The 18,150-nt window shown below is 66.0% G+C and carries 14 protein-coding genes and 1 tRNA gene; 4 read left to right on the forward strand and 11 right to left on the reverse strand.

What is annotated here, in order from left to right:
* Positions 1–93: 93 nt before the first annotated feature.
* Positions 94–435: a DUF8129 domain-containing protein gene (locus AC5RW2_RS27325; RefSeq protein WP_493964304.1), complete on the forward strand. Its 342-nt coding sequence runs from the start codon at positions 94–96 to the stop codon at positions 433–435.
* Positions 436–487: 52 nt separating this feature from the next.
* On the opposite strand, the gene AC5RW2_RS27330 is transcribed toward AC5RW2_RS27325, so the two are convergent.
* The 4 genes from AC5RW2_RS27330 to AC5RW2_RS27345 all read right to left on the reverse strand — a co-directional run bounded on the left by AC5RW2_RS27330 (position 488) and on the right by AC5RW2_RS27345 (position 8,374).
* The gene (locus AC5RW2_RS27330; RefSeq protein WP_493964303.1) at positions 488–1,639 is read right to left on the reverse strand and encodes an FUSC family protein; all 1,152 of its coding nucleotides are present in this window, start codon (positions 1,637–1,639) and stop codon (positions 488–490) included.
* 37 nt (positions 1,640–1,676) lie between these two features.
* The gene (locus tag AC5RW2_RS27335; RefSeq protein ID WP_493964302.1) at positions 1,677–4,982 is read right to left on the reverse strand and encodes an efflux RND transporter permease subunit; all 3,306 of its coding nucleotides are present in this window, start codon (positions 4,980–4,982) and stop codon (positions 1,677–1,679) included.
* Between the two features lie 49 nt (positions 4,983–5,031).
* Positions 5,032–6,525, reverse strand: a complete 1,494-nt coding sequence (locus AC5RW2_RS27340; protein ID WP_493964301.1) for a malate:quinone oxidoreductase — start codon at positions 6,523–6,525, stop codon at positions 5,032–5,034.
* Between the two features lie 172 nt (positions 6,526–6,697).
* Positions 6,698–8,374 carry an ABC transporter substrate-binding protein gene (locus tag AC5RW2_RS27345; protein ID WP_493964300.1) on the reverse strand — a complete coding sequence of 559 codons (1,677 nt, stop codon included), beginning with the start codon at positions 8,372–8,374 and terminating at the stop codon, positions 6,698–6,700.
* 127 nt (positions 8,375–8,501) lie between these two features.
* Here AC5RW2_RS27345 and AC5RW2_RS27350 point away from each other — a divergent pair, with 127 nt between their 5' ends.
* Positions 8,502–10,301 carry a dipeptide ABC transporter ATP-binding protein gene (locus tag AC5RW2_RS27350; RefSeq protein ID WP_493949925.1) on the forward strand — a complete coding sequence of 600 codons (1,800 nt, stop codon included), beginning with the start codon at positions 8,502–8,504 and terminating at the stop codon, positions 10,299–10,301.
* Complete coding sequence (locus tag AC5RW2_RS27355; RefSeq protein ID WP_493964299.1) at positions 10,291–10,599, forward strand: hypothetical protein; 309 nt, start codon at positions 10,291–10,293, stop codon at positions 10,597–10,599. Before AC5RW2_RS27350 ends, AC5RW2_RS27355 begins: the two co-directional genes overlap by 11 nt.
* A 35-nt stretch (positions 10,600–10,634) precedes the next feature.
* On the opposite strand, the gene AC5RW2_RS27360 is transcribed toward AC5RW2_RS27355, so the two are convergent.
* The 5 genes from AC5RW2_RS27360 to bcp form a co-directional block, all read right to left on the reverse strand.
* The gene (locus tag AC5RW2_RS27360; protein WP_493964298.1) at positions 10,635–11,582 is read right to left on the reverse strand and encodes an ABC transporter permease; all 948 of its coding nucleotides are present in this window, start codon (positions 11,580–11,582) and stop codon (positions 10,635–10,637) included.
* Positions 11,582–12,583, reverse strand: a complete 1,002-nt coding sequence (locus AC5RW2_RS27365) for an ABC transporter permease (RefSeq protein ID WP_493949928.1) — start codon at positions 12,581–12,583, stop codon at positions 11,582–11,584. The genes AC5RW2_RS27360 and AC5RW2_RS27365 overlap by 1 nt, the downstream gene beginning before the upstream one ends.
* Before the next feature lie 96 nt (positions 12,584–12,679).
* Positions 12,680–14,374: an ABC transporter substrate-binding protein gene (locus tag AC5RW2_RS27370; RefSeq protein ID WP_493949929.1), complete on the reverse strand. Its 1,695-nt coding sequence runs from the start codon at positions 14,372–14,374 to the stop codon at positions 12,680–12,682.
* A 295-nt stretch (positions 14,375–14,669) separates the two neighbouring features.
* A tRNA-Leu gene (locus tag AC5RW2_RS27375) sits at positions 14,670–14,751 on the reverse strand.
* A gap of 84 nt (positions 14,752–14,835) precedes the next feature.
* Positions 14,836–15,309 carry a thioredoxin-dependent thiol peroxidase gene (gene bcp, locus AC5RW2_RS27380; protein ID WP_493949930.1) on the reverse strand — a complete coding sequence of 158 codons (474 nt, stop codon included), beginning with the start codon at positions 15,307–15,309 and terminating at the stop codon, positions 14,836–14,838.
* Between the two features lie 90 nt (positions 15,310–15,399).
* Here bcp and AC5RW2_RS27385 point away from each other — a divergent pair, with 90 nt between their 5' ends.
* Positions 15,400–15,882 (forward strand): MarR family winged helix-turn-helix transcriptional regulator, encoded by a 483-nt coding sequence (locus AC5RW2_RS27385; protein WP_493949931.1) that lies wholly within the window; start codon positions 15,400–15,402, stop codon positions 15,880–15,882.
* 31 nt (positions 15,883–15,913) lie between these two features.
* Here the strand turns inward: AC5RW2_RS27385 and AC5RW2_RS27390 are convergent, their stop codons facing one another.
* Entirely contained in the window at positions 15,914–16,897 is a 984-nt protein-coding gene (locus AC5RW2_RS27390; protein ID WP_493964297.1) for an NAD(P)H-dependent flavin oxidoreductase, read from the reverse strand.
* Positions 16,894–17,955, reverse strand: coding sequence for a 2,3-butanediol dehydrogenase (locus AC5RW2_RS27395; protein ID WP_493964343.1), 1,062 nt, complete (start codon positions 17,953–17,955; stop codon positions 16,894–16,896). The genes AC5RW2_RS27390 and AC5RW2_RS27395 overlap by 4 nt, the downstream gene beginning before the upstream one ends.
* Between the last annotated feature and the right edge of the window lie 195 nt (positions 17,956–18,150).

The raw sequence follows: 18,150 nt of genomic DNA on the forward strand, positions 1-18,150 counted from the left end.
GAGCGTCCGGTATCCGGGCCCGAAGGCTTACCAAGGATCCGAGGCGCTGTTACCTTGGAACCGTCCGAGCAGGCCCAGTTGTCAGGAGGATGAATGAACGACGCACCGAACCGTAACGCGTTGCCTCTCCCGGATTACGACCACATTCCCCAAGGGACGCTGCCCACCAGGATTACCGGGCTCACGGAAGATCAAGTTGGCGAACTGCTGGCCTATGAACGGGAGCACGGTAACCGGCTCCCGGTTGTCCAGGTCCTTGAGCAGCGGATGGAAGCGCTCCGCAACGGCGCTGAACCGTCGGGACCAGCGGTACCGGATATGCCCGAGGTCAGCGGCGGCCGTTCCGGATCCCAGGTCTTGCCGGAGACCAGCGGACCAAACGTTGTCCCGCCCTTCCACGGAAATCCTGCCCACCAGTCGCAGCCGGAAAAGTAAACGGGCCCGGGTCGCCGGTCGGCACCCAGTCAGGCAGGACCCGGGCCAGCTTTCAGCCTTGCTGGTCCGCGAACTCGGCCAACTGGCGGCGCAATGCGGTCAGGATCCGGTCCAGGTTGACCGCGATGTAGCCGGCTGCGGTGCCCGGGGTTTCCGTGCTGACTGAACCGACCAGGTCCTGTACCAGCTGCTGATGGGCCGCGCCGGCGGCGTCCAGCTTCTCCTCCAGGTCCTCGGCAGCCAAGCTCCTGACTGCCTCTGCGGTGGCAGCCAGCGCCTGGGACATGGGTTCCAGCACGGGCGAGGGGATGTGCAGGTGATCGTGCCAGATCACCGCGCCGAGCACATCGGTGATGTCCTGGGTGTGGAACGCTGCCCGTTCCAGCGTGCGCAAATTGCTCCAGTCTGCCTGCAGGTCCCGGTCCTGGAACCTGCGCCGCGGGTTTGCCTTGCGGCTGCGGTCGGCGGTCTGCACGGCCTGCCGCACCTGCTCGCCCAGCCGGACAATGTTCTCTCCGTTGGAGGCCCAGTCCTCGCGTTCGGGCGGCCAGTCCTCCAGCAGGGCTTCGGACATCTCCTCCAGTTGGCCCGCCAAGTCGGATTGCAACTGCTGCAAGCTGCGGCCCACTGCGCTGAAGTTCAGCGGCGGGAACAGCAGGAAGTTCACGGTAATGCCGACGAGGACTCCCACCGCCATCTGCACGGCGTAACCGAGCGAGTAGTCGCCGGCGTCGGAGCCGCCCACCAGCAGGACGAACAGCGCAGCCATCGGAACCCAGTCCCTCCCGGCGCCGAGCCGGGGCAGCCCGGCGACCAGAACGCCCAGGAACACCAGCAGGCCCACGGTCAGGACGTGCGGACCAACCGTCAGCAGCAGGAGCCAGGCCAGTCCGATACCCAGCAGCAGTCCGGCCAGCGTCTGCAGGGACGTCTTCAAGGAGTCCGCAACGGTGGAATACATGCTGATCAGCGCACCGAGTGGGGCGTAGTACGGGTAGTCAGCCACCTCGCCGGGCATCTGCAGGGCGATGAGCCAGGCAAGGGCGCACGCCAAGGCCGTCTTGAAAGCCAGCTGGATCCGCTGCCAGCCGCCTATCTGCTGGCCGTACCTGCGCACCGGCGCTGGAAGGCGGTCCACGAACCCGCTAATGGCCCGGGCCAGCCTACCGGGCGCGCCGGCGTGCGCGGCGTCAGATTCGGGCATGCACTGCACCTTCCGGGGCTCGCGGCACCGGCCGGGGTCAGCGCCCGGCCGGAATCAGTTCTGCCTCGAGTGTATTGGTCTTGCTCGCCCGGCGCTCGTGCCTGCCCTCAACCAGCCGGTACAGCACCGGGACCAGCACCAGCGTCAACGCGGTGGAGGAGACCAGGCCGCCGATCACCACCACGGCTAGTGGTTGCGAAATAAAGCCGCCTTCGCCGGTCAATCCCAGCGCCATCGGCGTGAGCGCAAAGATGGTGGCCAGCGCGGTCATCAGGATGGGCCGAAGCCGCCGCCGCGCACCGTGAGTGATGGCATCCGCCACGCTCATGCCGGGCTGCCCGTCGTGCGGGCGCCGGTACTGGTTGATCAGATCGATCAGCACGATCGCATTCGTCACCACGATGCCCACCAGCATCAGCATGCCGATCAGCGACGGCAGCCCCAGTGGAATCTGCGTGAGCACCAGCAGCCCGATCGCGCCGGTGGCCGCGAACGGAATGGAGACCAGCAGGATCAGCGGCTGGACCAAAGACTTGAAGGTCGCCACCATGATCACGTAGACAATCGCGACGGCGGCCAGCAGCGCCCAGCCCAGCTGCGCGAAGGATTCGGCCTGCTGGGTGGCCGCGCCGCCCAGGCTCGCCGTGACGCCGGCTGGCAGTTCGGTGCCGTTCAGAGCCGCCGCTACCTCTGAGCTGAGCGCACCCAGATTGTCCCCCTCCGGGGTAACGGAGACGACGGCGGTGCGTTCGCCTCCGCTGGCACTGATCGACGTCGGCACATCGGTTTCCTTCACCGTGGCCAGATCGGTCAGCGGCACCGGTCCGGCAGCCGTCGGCAGTTCGACGTCGCGCAGTTCCTCGATGCTGGAGAAGTCGCTGCCTTCGCCAATGAGCACCGGGAAGTCGGTGGTGCCGATCCGCACGGTGCCGCCAGGCAGCGGGCTGATCGATGACGCCAGCAGGCCGGCGACCTGTTCCTCGTCCAGGCCGGCAGCCACGGCCTTGGCCCGGTCCACAGACACCTGCACCACGGGTTCGGCCGCCGACAGGTTGCTGGACACCTCCGCGGCTCCCGGCAAGGCCCCCAGCCGGTCCACCAGCTGGTCGGAGGCGTCCTGCAACTGGCCCGGCTCGCTCGCGGAGATCTCCACATCCACGGTGCTGGAGGTGCCGAAGCCACCGCCCTGCGTGCCCAGCGTGAACGTCGCGTCACCGGGCAGATCCTCGACGGCGGAGCGCACCTTGTCGCGCAGCGCCGCCTGGTCGATGCCTTCCTCGGTGATCACGGTGTACTGGGCCACCGAGGCACCTGCGGAAAGGAACGTGCCGACGCTGCCGCCGGCGTTGCCCATGGTGACCTGGACGTCCTGGATGCCGTCCATGCCTGCCAGCAGCTTCTCGACCGGCACCGACGCCTTATCGGTGGACTCCAAACTGCTCCCGGCCGGCATCTGCAGCCGCAGACTGAAGCTGTTCTGGCCGCTGTCGCCCAGCAGATTGGTCTGCATCAGCGGAACCATGGCAGCGGTGCCGGCCAGCACCAGCAGGGCCGCTAGGGTGGTGACCACCGGGTGCCGCTGTGTGCCCGCGAGCACCGGCAGGTAGCCGCGCTGCAGCAGGGACCGCCGTTCTTTCTCCGAAGCCGCTTCACGCACCGCCAGCGCGTCGGGGCGCGACTGCGGCTGTGGCGACTTTACGAACCAGTACGCCAGCACCGGCACGATGGTCAGCGACACCGCCAGCGAGGCGAGCAACGCCAGCGCCGTCGTGACGGCGAAGGGGCGGAACAGTTCACCGGCCAGATCGCCGACGAAGGCGATGGGAAGGAAGACCGCCACCGTGGTCAGCGTGGAAGCGGTGATTGCACCGGCGACTTCGCGCACGGCCGCCAGGATGGCGTCTCGCTTGGCTTCGCCGTAGTTCAGGTGCCGGCGGATGTTCTCGACCACTACGATCGAGTCGTCCACGACGCGGCCGATGGCGATGGTCAGCGCGCCGAGGGTGAGGATGTTCAGCGAGTAGCCCAGCGCATTCAGGCCGATGAACGTGGCCAGCAGTGACAGCGGGATGGAAATCGCGGTGATCAGCGTGGCGCGCACGGAGAGCAGGAAGATCAGGATGATCAACACCGCGAAGCCCAGCCCCAGCAGGCCCTCGGTGGTCAGGTCCTTGATGGACTTTTCAATGAACGGGGCCTGATCGAACACGGTGGTGATCTGCGCGCCGTTGCCCAGTTCCGCCTCCAGCTCGGGCAGCATCTCTTTGACGGCATGCGAGATGGTCACCGTGTCGCCGTCCGGCGTCTTGGTGACGGCCAGCGCCAGCGTTAGTTCTCCGTTGGTCCGCGTGATCGAGGTCCGCTCGTCGTCCGCGAGGGAAACTTTGGCCACGTCGCCGATGGTGGCCGGGGCTGCACTTGTGGCCTCCGGTTGCTGGCCGGGCTGTGCCTGGCCCGGCACGGTGTCAGGGACCGGAACCTGGCCTTGGTCCGCGGCGTTACCGGGCGGAGCTGGCTGGCCTTGGCCGGGGAACTGTCCCGGAGCCTGCCCCGCCGCCCCCGGTGAGGAAGGAGCGGAAGGCTGCTCCGCCGTCCTTGGTTCAGCCGGGGCGAGCGGCAGGTTTTCGATGGCTTTCAAGCTGTCCAGCGGACTGCCGATCTGCACCGAGAGGCTCTTGCCGTCCTGCTGCACCGCCCCGGCGGGGACCAGCCCGCCGCTGCTGGCCAGGCTGTCGACCAGCGCGGACACGCCGACGCCGGCCTTCGCCATGGCCTCGTCGTCGGGCAGGATGGCGATGTGCCGGCCGGGGCCGCCGGAGACCTCGGCGCCGCGCACGCCGGCAATGTTCTGCAGCCGGGGCACGGTCAGCCGGGTCAGCTCGGTGCTCAGCTCGCTCAGGTCCACGTCGGAAGAGACCGCCATGAAGACGATGGGGAAATCGTCGATGCTGCCGGCCAGCGACAGTGGCGAGACGTCATCGGGCAGCTGCTGGCGGACGTTGGAAATGGCGCGGTCCACCTGGCTGCGTGCACGGTCCAGATTGGTGCCGTAGACGAACGTAAGGTTGACGGTGGAGAACCCGGTGCGCGACACCGCCGAGGACGACTCGAGGCCCTCCACGGCGGTGAGCGCGCGCTCCAGCGGTTCGCTGACCTGCTTGTCCACCACTTCCGGGGACGCGCCGGGCATGGAACTGACCACAGTGACCCGCGGAAACTCCAGCGAGGGGATCAGTTCCTGCTTCAGCGAGCCCATGGTAATCACGCCGAAAACGGCCACAAAGACCGTAATCAGCGCGATCAGCGCCCGGTTCGCCAAGGACAGCGTTGCCAGCTTGTGCATGGGTTGAAGCTTAGTTTGTCAGGGCCGGGCCGCCGCAACGGGACCGGAGTCAGGCGAGCTCGAGCACCTTGTTGGTGTCGGCGGTGATCTCGGCCAGCAAGGAGGGGTTTTCGTTCAGCTTGGCGCCGTAGCCGGGGATCATTTCCTTCAGCTTGGGCTCCCAGCCCTTGAACTCCAGCGGGAAGCAGCGTTCCAGCAGGCTGATCATGATAGGCGCCGCGGTGGAAGCTCCGGGAGAGGCACCCAACAGCGCGGAAATGCTGCCGTCGGCGGAGGCGATCATCTCGGTGCCGAACTGCAGGGCGCCGCCCTTCTTCGCGTCCTTCTTGATGACCTGGACCCGCTGGCCGGCGGTGATCAGTTCCCACTGGTCGCCCGCAACCTCGGGGTGGAAAGCACGCAGGGCCTTGTTCTTGCCCTCGCGGGTCTTGAGCACCTCGGTGACCAGGTACTTGACCAGGCCGAAGTTGTCCTTGGCCACGGCGAGCATGGGGACCAGGTTGGACGGGCGCACGGACAGCGGCAGGTCCAAGAACGATCCGGTCTTCAGGAACTTCGGCGAGAAGCCGCCGTACGGGCCGAAGAGCAGGGAGCGCTTGCCGTTGACGAAGCGCGTGTCCAGGTGCGGCACGGACATGGGCGGGGCGCCCACGGAAGCCTGCCCGTAGACCTTGGCGTTGTGCGCGGCAATGACGGTTTCGTCCGTGCAGCGCAGGAACTGGCCGGACACCGGGAAGCCGCCGAAGCCCTTGGACTCGGGGATGCCCGAGCGCTGCAGCAGGTGCAGTGCGCCGCCGCCCGCGCCGATGAAGACAAAGCGGGCGTTGACCTTGGTCTTTTCGCCGGTGGCGTTGTTCTTGACTTCCAGCGTCCAGCGGCCGTCGGTGTTGCGGGAGACGTCCAGCACGCGGTGGCCGTAATTCAGTTCGACGCCGTTGGCCACCAGGTAGCTGGCCAGTTTGCGGGACAGCGAGCCGAAGTCCACATCGGTGCCGCCGATGACGCGGGATGCTGCCACACGCTGCTGCGGGTCGCGGCCGCCCATGATCAGCGGGGTCCACTCGTTGATGGTGGCGTGGTCTTCGGTGAACTCGATCTGGTCAAACAGCGGTTCGTTCTTCAGCGCTTCGTAGCGGCGCTTGAGGTAGTCCGCGTGGTCATCGCCCCAGACAAAGCTCATGTGCGGCAGCGGGTTGACGAATTCCTTGGGCGAAGAGATGTTGCCTTCGCGGATCATGTGCGACCAGAACTGGCGCGACACATGGAACTTCTCGTTGATGCCCACGGCCTTGGCGGTGGGCACGGACCCGTCAGCAGCGGCAGGGGTGTAGTTCAGCTCGCAGAGTGCGGCGTGCCCGGTGCCGGCGTTGTTCCACGGGTCCGAGGCTTCCATGCCCACCTCGTCCAGGTTCTCGAACAGGCTGATGCTCCAGTCAGGCTGCAGCTGCTTGATGAAGGAGCCGAGGGTGGTGCTCATGATGCCGCCGCCAATCAGCGCGACGTCGACGTTGTTGGATGATCCCGAGGGGGTGTTTGCAGTCAACTTCAATCTCCAATAGCAGCTTTGCCAGCATTGAGAAGCCTAGCGCGATGCCACAGCGAGACTAAAATCTGCCGTCTCCGTTGTGACCCAATAGACAGACGCAGCGGGGATGCCGTAGTGAAGCAGCAGGGAAACTGCACGGTAAGCCGCTGCGGCAGCAGCTTCACCCAGTCTAGGCCGGGACCAGCTGAATCAGGTTGTAGACCTCGTCCAGCATCGGGCTGGCCGGGTAACTTTGCACCCGTGGCCCCATGGCCAACGCCGAAATCGGGAACGCCAGCGGCACGGCGGGGACCGCGCGGGCCAACTGCTCGTTGATGCTGTAGTAAGCGTCCACGCGGTCTTCGCCCTCAGGCAGGGTTTTGGCGCGGGCGATCTTGCTGCGGATCTGCGCGCTGTCATAGCCGAACTCCAGCGACTCGCTGCCGAAGAGCGGGCCCACGAAGTTGTCCGGGTCGCGGTAGCTCCCGCTGATGCCGGCTAGATGCAGGGCATGGTCGTCGGTGCCTTGCACCGCTTCCAGATAGCCCTCGTCCCACGGTACCGGCATCGGCTTGATAGTGATTCCGACGGCGGTGAGCTGCCGGCTCAGCTCCGCGTACACCTTCTCCGGCGTGGGCAGGTAGGCCCGGGTGACGTCTAGCGGGTAGTAAAAGGTGAGTTCAGCGCCGTCGTACCCGGCCTCGGCCAGCAGCTGCCGCGAACGCTCCGGGTCGTACTCGTAATACGGGATGGTCTCGTTGGTTACGCCCAGGCTGCGCGGGATGAACTGCTTGGCCTCGGTGGTGCCTTGCAGATAGAAGCTGTCGATCAGCGTCTTCCGGTCGATGGCATGGGCGATGGCCTGGCGCATGGTGATGTCCTTCAGCCCGTCGGCAGCCTGGTTCATGCCCAGATAGGCCACCGAGAACGGGTCGCGCTGGAGGACCTGCATGCCGGCCCGGACCAAGTCCGCGTAGGTGGCCGGGGTGACCAGGTCGTAGCCGTCGATGTCCCCGGCGGCCAGTGCGCGCAGCCGGGCGGCCGGATGCGGCAGCGTCTTAAAGACCACCGTGCGCACGTCTCCGGCCGCACCCCAGTACCCGTCGTAGGCGGAGAGCACCACACGGTCCTGCTCCCAGTTGGCGAAGGCGAACGGGCCGGTGCCTACCGGCGCCAGCCCGTAGCGGGAGACTTTGTTGCCGCTGCGCTCCTCGGTCAGCCGGTCGGCCGCCCCCGACTTCAACGCGGCCGGCGAGGAAATGGCGAAGGCCGGCATGGCCAGCGATGCCACCAGCCCGGTGAACCGGCGTCTGAGGTTCAGCTGGACCTCCAGCGGCCCCACCACGTCACAGCCTGCGTAGAGCGATTCGCCCTCGTCATCGGCCAACGCGCCGAAGACCGACCGGAAGGCCAGTCCGCCTTCCACCGGCTGGGCGCCCTTCGGCAGCCGGTACCAGCGTTCGAAATTGGTGCGGACCGCTTCGGCGTCGAATGCGGTGCCGTCGTGGAAGGTGACGCCTTGGCGCAGCTTGAAGCGATAGGAGCGGCCGTCGTTCAGCTCGGTCCATTCCACGGCCAGCCGCGGCGCCGGCACACCGGTCGCCGGATCCACGCCGATCAAGGTTTCCAGCATCTGCCGGGTCACGCGGTACGACTCGGTGTCCAGTGCCAGCGCGGGGTCCAGGGTTACCGGAGCGGCGGCGATGCCCATGGAGAAGGTGGTGTCCTCGGGCGATGCCGTCCGCGGGCCGGCCGTCGTCGTGGTCGGGAGGGGCCGGGTGGGTCCCGAGGTGCAGCCGGCGAGCAACACAGCCGCTGCCGCTGCGCCGGCCTGCAGCACGGTGCGGCGCGCGGGAAGTGGTGTCACGCTTCGGGCTCCTCAGGGCAGGGCGGGAATGATCCTCAAGTCTAATCGACGCCGGTCCCGCGCCTGAGCGCCGAATTCCCGATGAGAGGTAGGCCACATCCGGCTCCTGATGGGGCAGGATGGACTCATGACCGAACATGCCGACGATGCAGCGCTGCTCGAGGTCCGCGACCTGGCCGTTACGTTCCGCACGACCTACGGGGAAGTCGCCGCCGTGGAGGGCGCCTCGCTACGCTTGGAACAGGGCCAGACGCTGGCGATCGTGGGGGAGTCCGGTTCCGGGAAGTCCACCACAGCCATGTCCCTGATCGGACTGCTGCCGGGCAACGGCCGGGTGACCGCCGGGAGCATCCGCTTCGACGGCCAGGAGCTGGTGGGGCTGCCGGAGCACCGGATGCGGGCCATCCGCGGACGCCAGATCGGCCTGGTCCCGCAGGATCCGATGTCCAACCTGAATCCGGTCTCCAAGATCGGCTCGCAGGTGGCGGAGACCCTGCTGGTGCACGGCATGGCGACCAGGCGTGATGTTGACCGGAAAGTGGTGGAGGTGCTGGAGGCCGCGGGGCTGCCCAACGCCAAGGAGCGTGCCAAGCAGTACCCCCATGAGTTCTCCGGCGGCATGCGCCAGCGCGCCCTGATCGCGATCGGCCTGGCCTGCCAGCCGCGGCTGCTGATCGCCGACGAGCCCACGTCCGCGCTGGACGTGACCGTGCAGCGCACCATCCTGGACCAGATCGATTCGATGACCCAGGAACTGGGGACGGCCGTGCTGCTGATCACCCACGATCTGGGGCTGGCAGCCGAACGGGCCGCCGAACTGGTGGTGATGCACCGGGGCACGGTGGTGGAGGCCGGGCCGGCACGGCAGCTGCTGGAGGACCCACAGCACCCGTATACCCAGTCGTTGGTGAAGGCGGCGCCCAGCGTGGCGGCGGTGCGCCTGTTGCCGGGCGCTTTTATCTCCAGCCCGGAGACGCGGGCGGATCGTGCCGAGAAGGTCTTCCACCACGACGCCGGAGCACCCTCCTACGCGGCGTCTACCTTGGCGGAGCACGCCGCCGCCCGGCCCGTGGCTGAAGCGGTGGCCGGGCCACCCGCTGGAACCGGAACCCGGACCGCAGACAACATCGTGGAGCTGCGCGACCTGACCAAGGTGTACAAGATTCGCGGACAGGCCGAGGATTTCTATGCCGCAAAGAACGTCACACTGGATGTTCCGCGCGGACAGACCGTCGCGATCGTCGGCGAATCGGGCTCCGGCAAGACCACCACGGCGCGGATGCTCCTGAAGCTGATCGAACCGACCAGCGGCACTATGACCTTCGACGGCATGGATGTGGCCACCCTGTCCAAGCCGCAGCTGCGGGAATTCCGGCAGCGGGTGCAGCCGGTGTTCCAGGATCCTTATTCCTCGCTGAACCCGATGTTCACGGTCGAACGGATCGTGGACGAGCCGCTGTCCACTTACAAACGCGGCAACGCCAAGGAACGCGCTGCCCGGGTCCGTGAACTGATGGATCAGGTGGCCCTGCCGCAGAGCATGCTGCGCCGCTATCCGTCCGAGCTTTCCGGAGGCCAGCGCCAGCGCGTCGCGATTGCCCGGGCGTTGGCACTGAAGCCGGACCTGATTGTCTGCGACGAGCCGGTGTCGGCTTTGGACGTGCTGGTCCAGGCCCAGATCCTGAAGCTGCTCGGCGACCTTCAGTCGGAGCTGGGGCTGAGCTACCTCTTCATCTCGCATGATCTTGCGGTGGTGCGGCTGATCTCCGACTACGTCTGCGTGATGAAGGACGGCGAACTCGTCGAGGCGGCCAGCTCGGAGGAAGTCTTCACCAATCCGCGGCACCCCTATACCCGGCGGCTGCTGGCCTCCATACCGAGCAACGAACTGGAGATCGACGCGGAGGATCCGGAGATTGCGTCCTGAGCCAGCCAAGCCCGGCTCCAACCCGGAGCCAGAAGATCACCGGCCGGAAGGTTTCGGCTTCCGGACGGGCGTGAGAAGCGCCGCCGTCGCCACCGGTTTCGCAGTCTTCGTGCTGCTGATCGGCACCGTGCTGCTGGCTTTCGGCGCGATCATCTTCGTGGGGCAGGGCCAGTGGGGCGCCGTCTGGCTGTTGGTGGTGCTGGAACTATTCTTCATCGCGGGCTTTGCGGCCATGCTGCATATGGCCCGCCAGCGGCGCCGCAACGGAGGGCAGCCGCCGGCAACTCCGGCCGGCTGAACCACTTCAGCCAAGGGGCCGCAGGCGCCGTGGGATTACTTGGCCCGGGTCTTCGGATCCAAGGCTTCGCGCAGCGATTCGCCCAGCAGCGTGAAGCCCAGTGCGGTGATGGCAATGCAGAGGCCGGGCAGGAAGGCCAACTGCGGGGCGATGCCGAGTTCGGCCTGCGCATAGGTGAGCATCCGGCCCCATTCGGCGGTTTGTGGCCTCCCGCCGCCCAGGCCCAGGAAGGAAAGGGCGGCGGCATCGATCACCGCGGTGGCCAGGGTCAGCGTGGCCTGGACGATCACCGGGCCCAAACTATTGGGCAGCTGGTGGTTCATGATGATGGCGCCTCGGCTGAGGCCCAGCGTCTGCGCCGCCAGCATGTATTCAGCGCTGCGCTGCGAGATCATCGACGAGCGCAGCAGCCGTGCGAAGATCGGCACCTGCGCGACGCCGATGGCAATCATCACCGCGAAGGCACCCTGGCCCAGGATGGCCGCAATCGACACTGCCAGCAGCAGGTTCGGCACAGAGAGCAGGATGTCGACGGCCCGCATGATCAGGTTGTCGATCTTGCCGCCGACGCCGCCGGCAATGATGCCCAAGAGCATGCCGCCGGCCAGTCCGATGGCCGTGGACATGACGCCGATGATCAGCGACGCCTGCGCGCCCCAGATCAGCTTGCTCAGAAGGTCGCCGCCAAAGCGGTCCAGCCCCAGAGGGAAGCCTTCCACTTCGCCGAATCCGGGGATATGGGTGGGCGTGATGTAGGTGCGGCCGGGCAGCTCTTCGCCGCCGTAGCGGGCCAGCAGCGGGGCCAGAAGCGCCACAAGCAGGAACAGTCCCACAATGACGGCGCCGGCGATGGCCTGCGGGTTCTTGCGCAGCCGGCGGAAGGCGTCCTTCCAGAGGCTCGTGCCGCCACTGTCGCGGACGACGGGCACCGGAGCGGCGACGTCAGTATCGCCGCCGGGCTGGGGAGGAAGAGTTGTGCTCATCAGACACGCACCCTCGGGTCGATGATGCTGTAGGAAACGTCCACCAGCAGGTTGATCAGTGAATAGATCAAGGCAATGAAAATAATGAACCCCTGCAGTACCGGATAGTCCAGATTGAAGATCGCGTCGCGCAGGAACCTGCCGATCCCGCTGAAGGCGAAGACCGTCTCGGTCAGCACCGCGCCGGAGACCAGCAGTCCCAATTGCAGTCCAATCGTGGTGGTCACCGGAAGCATGGCATTGCGTAGCACGAAGCGGTTGCGGATGGTCTTTTCCTGCAGCCCTTTGGCTCTGGCCGTGCGGACGTAGTCGGCGTTCTGGACCTCCAGCACGGAGGCCCTGGTGATGCGGACAATAATGGCCAACGGAATCGTGCCCAGGGCGATGCCGGGCAGGATCAGATGCATGAACGCGTCCCATGCTGCGTCCCACTCGCGGGTGAGGATGCCGTCCAACACGTAGAAGTCGGTCACATGCGTTGCATCGATGCGCGGATTTTGCCGCCCGTCGGTGGGGAACCAGGGCAGCTTGATGGCGAACAGCCACTTGAGGATGAAGGCCAGGAAGAAGACCGGCACGGTGATGCCGATCAGGGACAGGACGACCGAGGAATGGTCCGGCCATTTCCCATAATTCTTGGCTGCCTGATAGCCCAGCGGAATTCCGATTCCGACGGCGAAGATCAACGCCACGACGGTCAGCTCAAGCGTCGCCGGAAACCGGCTGCCGAACTCTTCAAGCACCGGCCGGCCGGTCAGGATCGAGGTGCCGAAGTCACCTTGGAGCAGCTTCCCCATGTAAACGAAGTACTGCTCGATCAACGGCCGGTCGAAGCCGTAGAGCTCATTGATCCGTGCCACGGCATCGGGAGTGGCACGGTCGCCCAACAGTGCGGTGGCCGGGCCGCCGGGCAGGCTGCGCACCCACAGGAAGAGCAGCAGCGAGAGCCCGATGAGCGTAGGGATGAGCAACGCAAGGCGTTTGCCAATGACTCTGAGCACAGTATCCTTCCGGCGCCCGGTGGACGCGGCGCCTCGTCCTGTTGCCGTGGGGTGGTAACGCCGGGACCCGCAGCTGGCGGGTCCCGGCGGCTGGAGTTACTCGGACAGTTTGATCATGTTGAAGACCTCGTCATTCACCGGGCTGGCCGGGTAGGTCTCCACCCGGGGCGCGAAGGCGAGCGACGGGGCCGGGTGCGCCAGCGGGATGGCCGGGACGTATTCAGCGATGTCGGCGTTGATCTCCTCGTACAACGGCGTCTGCTCTTCCACCTTGCTGGTGCCGCGGGCCTCGGCCAGCTTGTCGAACAGTTCCTTGTTGTCGAAGCCGAACTCCGGCTTCTCCTGGCCGAAGAACACACCGACGAAGTTGTCAGTGTCGTTGTAGTCGCCGGTCCAGCCCAGCAGGTGGATGCCATGGTCCTCGCTGGCTTGGACCTTGTCCAGGTAATCCGGCGCCCACTTATCCGGCTGCGCCTTGATGGTGATGCCCACTTCCTCCAACTGGGCGCTCAGGTTGGTGAACACCTGCTCCGGCGTCGGCATGTACGGCCGTGAAACGCCCGTCGGGTAGTTGAACTCCAGCTCCAGCCCATCCGCGTAGCCGGCCTCTGCCAGCAGTTCCTTGGCCTTCGCCGGGTCGTAGGGGTAGGTGGTGACGTCCTCGTTGTAGCCGTTGACCATGTCCGGCACGAACTGCGAGGCGACCTTGGTTCCCTCGGGCAGCGTCTGCTTGACCAGCGCGTCCTTGTCAATCGCGTAGGAGAGCGCCTGGCGGACCTTCAGGTCGGCCAGCGGCTTCACCTTCTGGTTGAGCCCCAGATACAGGATGGTGAAGGGATCGCGGGGGACGATCTTGAAGCCGGCGTCCGCGAGTGCCTGGGTGTCGGCCGGGGCGACCAAGTCGTAGCCGTCGACCTGTCCGGCCTCCAGGGCCTGGCGGCGGGCGTTCGGGTCGTCGATGATGCGGAAGATGATCTTGTCGATCTGTCCGCGGTCGCCCCAGTAACCGTCGAAATAGGACAGCTCAAGCGACTGGCCGGCCTCCCAGCTGTCGAACTTGAACGGTCCGGTGCCCACCGGATGCCCCTCGGCGTATTCGCTCAGCACCGGCGCCTCGGCCGAGCCGCCCACTTCGTCGGCCTTGAACTCTTCCATCGCTGCCGGGCTCTGCATCGCGAAGGCGGGCAGCGACAGCGCGGCGATGAATCCCGCGAACGGCTTGGCCAGCTTGACGGTGACTTCGGTGTCACTGGCTGCTTCACACGAGTCGTAGACGGCGGTTTCGGGGGAGTCGGAGTAGCCCTTGAACAGCGAGCCGTAGTAGTAACTCACAGCCTGGGACTGCTGGACGCCGGTGAAGTTGTACCAGCGGTCGAAGTTGAAGCACACCGCGTCGGCATTGAAATCGGTGTCGTCGTGGAACTTCACGCCTTCCTTCAGCTTGAAGGTGTAGGACAGGCCGTCGTCGGACGCTTCCCAGGATTCGGCCAGCAGCGGTGCCGGATCGGCCGTACCGGGCTCCACTCCCACCAGGCCCTCGAAGATCTGCCGGCTCACGCGGAACGATTCGCCGTCGCTCGCGTACGCCGGATCCAGCGACTTTGGATCGGAGGATGCCGCGAAAACGAACGTCGAGTTGACGCCGCCTTCGCTTGCGGCGTCCGTTCCGCCGCCGCGCTCGCTCTCGGCACAGCCGGACAGGATGAGTGCGCCGGCGGCCAGGCCGGCTATAGCGGCTGCTGTGCGCCGGCCTCGGCGCGGGCCACCTGAAGTGGTTCCAGTGAATGACATGGACTGCTCCTCGTGGACGTGAGGTGGGGCGCCGACCGTGTGTGCGGCGACCGGCGGAGCCGCGCTATGGCACGGCTCCGCTTGATGAGAGCTTAGTCACATGAAAGATCGAAAGCATCGGTTTCACGTTCCGGCGTGGGACAAATAGCATCACAATTTGATGACAGCGCCCTGCAAGCACGACGGCGGCGCGCGTCTACCGTCGGCAGGCGCGGGGCCGGCGCGGGGGTGGTGCGGCCGGGGCGTTAACCCGAAGAGCCCCGCAGCGTCCAGGCTGCGGGGCTCTTGCCGGCGGTGCGCAAGGCGGGACTTGAACCCGCACGTCCGAAGACACTGGAACCTAAATCCAGCGCGTCTACCAATTCCGCCACTCGCGCATGTGTTCCGGGCAGGAACGGAACAGCAATTAGTCTACCGGCATCGAGGCAGACCTCCGGCAGGGTCGCCGGACGAAGGCGGGCCTAGTTGTCCAGGCCCAGATCGCGGCGCAATTTAGCCACATGCCCGGTGGCGCGGACGTTGTACTGGGCCAGAGCCACCTTTCCCGCCGGATCCACCACGATGGTGGAACGGATCAGGCCCTCGTAGACCTTGCCGTAGTTCTTCTTTTCGCCCCAGGCTGCATAGGCCTCGGCCACTGCATGGTCCTCATCGGAGAGCAACGGGAAGTTCAGTTGCTCGTTCTCGGCGAATTTCACCAGCTTGGGCAGCGGGTCGGGGGAGATACCCAGCACCGCGTAACCGGCGCCCTTTAACGAGGCGAGGCTGTCGCGGAAATCGCACGCTTGCTTCGTGCAGCCCGGTGTTGACGCAGCCGGATAGAAGTAGACCACAACGTTTTGGCCACGATAGTCGGCCAGCGATACGGTGTTGCCCGCCGAGTCCTGAAGTGTGAAATCCGGCGCGATGTCGCCGGTAGACAGTCGTTCGGCCATGGGGCAGCTCCTTAGCGATTTAGGGTTTCATCACCAGCATAGCCAAGCCAGACCACTGACAGGGCGGGCAAGGTACGTATACTTGAGGGCATGCCAGATTTGAAAAATTGGCCGATGCCACGGTTGCTCTCCACCGCTGCGCGGCTGGTCGAGCACGAGTGGAACGACAAGCTGGCCGGCCTCGGACTCACCCACGCCGGTGTCATCGCCCTTGAGGTGCTGGCCGCCGACGGCGAGATGACCCAAGCACAATTGGCCAACCGAGTACGCGTACAGGCCCAGACCATGGGGAAGACGCTGGGCCGGCTTGAAGTTCACGGGCACATTGTCCGGGCTCGCAGCGAGGTAGACCGACGGCGCCAAATCGTGCAGATCAGCGACGAAGGGCGCCTGGCGCTCAAGCAGGCCGCCGAACTGGAGCGCCAGCTAAGCAGTGGCAGCGGCGACCAGATGGACGAGCTCAAAGAACGCCTGACGATCATTATCCGCAGACTGGGCAACACCCGTTTCGGCATCGGGGCGGCCGAAACCATCGACTTGGGCGAGCTCGAAAGCTTCGAGGACGGCGACTGACCCGCCCCTCTCGCAGACGCGGCCAAGACCTTTACCAGCGGGACGCTGACGCCCGCAGGTAGGTGCGGAACCCAGCAAGATCCGCCACCACGTCGGCGGCCGATTCCCCTCCGTGCGTGATGCCAGCAGACTGGCCGGCGTAAACAGGAGCCGTGGCGACGTCCGCATTCCGGCGTGCTCCCTCCATCTCCTCCGTGATCGACGACGACCCGGCCACTTCGTCCTGCAGCCCTTCCAGGTCGCCGGACCAGCGGTCGCTGAACTGGTTGCGCAGCGCCCGGCCGCCGAACTCGGCAGGCCACGGCACCTTCTGGGCGATGTCGAAAGCACGGGTGTAGACCGTCTCTTCCGTGCCGGCGCGGGCGATGGCTTCCTTGACCTGGGCGGGGCTGATTGATTCGGCGCAGGCCGCGAAGCGCGTGCCGATCCATGCCCCCTGCGCGCCGGCAGCCAGCACAGCCGCCACACCGCGCGCCGTGGCGATCCCGCCGGCCGCCAAGACCGGCTTGTCCGTCTGGTCCAGCGCCAGCTGCAGCAGCGGTAGGGTCGCCACGTCATTTCGCCCGTGTCCGCCGCCTTCGCTACCGCGGACCACGACGACGTCGATGTCGCCTTCCAGCGCACGCTGAAGATCCGCCGCGTTACCCACTTGCATGGCAACCAAGGCACCGGCCTCGTGGGCCATCGACGCGGCCGCTCCGGGATCTCCGAAGCTGACAGAGAGCAGGTCCGGTTGGTGCTCCAGCACCACGCGCAGCGGCTCCAGCGACTCCTCCAGCACCCATGCCATCAGCCCCGCTCCCCATGGCTTGCCCGAGGCTGCAGCCAAGGTGAGCTCGCGCTCCAGCCAATCGGTGGCCACGCTGCCGCCGATGCCCACCATGCCCAGTCCGCCGGCGGTCGAAACCGCCGCAGCCAAGCGGCCGCCGGCGGCCCCGGCCATCGGGGCGTTGAGCAGCGGTTGGGTCAGGCCAAGGCGGCTGCACAGATCAGCGGAAGCTGGGGAAGCGCTCATGCTCGGGGGTTCACCAGGATTTTCACATGCTCCTCGTTGTTATTGATGAGCTGGTCGAAGCCGCCGGAGATCAGGTCGTCCAGCGGGATCTTCGCGGTGATGAACGGGGCCAAATCGAGCTTGCCCTCCTGTACCAGCTTGATGGTGCTGGGATGGTCGTTCGCGTAGCCGATGGTGCCGCGCAGGTCGATCTCTTTGAGCACCAGGGAAGGCATGTCCACGTCGGGTTTGTGGCCCCAGATGGAAACGTTGACAATGACGCCGCCCGGCCGGACGGCATCCATCAGCATGTTCAGGACAACCGGGACCGAGCTGCACTCAAAACCGACATCGGCTCCCTTTCCATCGGTTAGGTCACGGACCCGCTGGGCGACATCGCCTTCCCTCGGGTCGAACACCTGATCCGCGACCCCAGTGTCCCGGGCCATCTTTTTGCGCGCCTCGCTGAGTTCCGAGATGTAGACGGTCAAACCGGAGGCTTTGAGGACGGCGGCGGTCAGCAAGCCGATGGGCCCTGCTCCGCCGACAATAGCGGTGTCGCCAGACTGTGCCTGGCTGCGCACGAAGGCGTGGTGTCCCACCGAGAGCGGTTCGATCAGCGCCGCCTGGTCCAACGGAATATCCCCGATCGCATGGACCCAACGCCGCTCCACCACGATTTTCTCGGACAGTCCGCCGCCCCGTCCGCCCAAGCCAATGAAGTTCATGTCCTTGGACAGCTGGTATGCATGGCCGGGGCCGGTCTCGACGCCGCTATGGATGATGTAGGGCTCCACAACGACGTTCTGGCCGACTTCCAGGTCGGTGACTCCGTCGCCGAGGGCCGTGATGGTTCCAGAGAACTCGTGCCCCATGGTCACCGGTGCCTCTTCGCCCGAGATGGGGTGCGGAGAGCCCTTGGGCGGAATGAAGATCGGTCCTTCAAGGTACTCGTGCAGGTCGGTGCCGCAAATGCCGCACCACGCCACGTCGATGGCAACCGTTCCGGCTTTGAGCTCCGGTTCTGGAATGTCCTCGATCCGGATGTCCCTCTGATCGTAGTAGCGCGCAGCTTTCATCACGGACCCCTCCAACGCAGGCTGGACCTTCATCCTACTGACGATGCGCAGCTTGGTGAATGGGAAATCCGTGCGGGTACAAGCTGGCGTCACTGGTAACGGCGGTGCGGAGTTTCTGCGCGGGTAGTCCGGCGGCCTTGCTGCCTCGGGGCAAAAAGAAACCCCGTCCGACGAAGCGTTTCGCTTGATCGGACG

It is taken from the genome of Arthrobacter sp. B0316-1-20 (genome assembly GCF_059091865.1).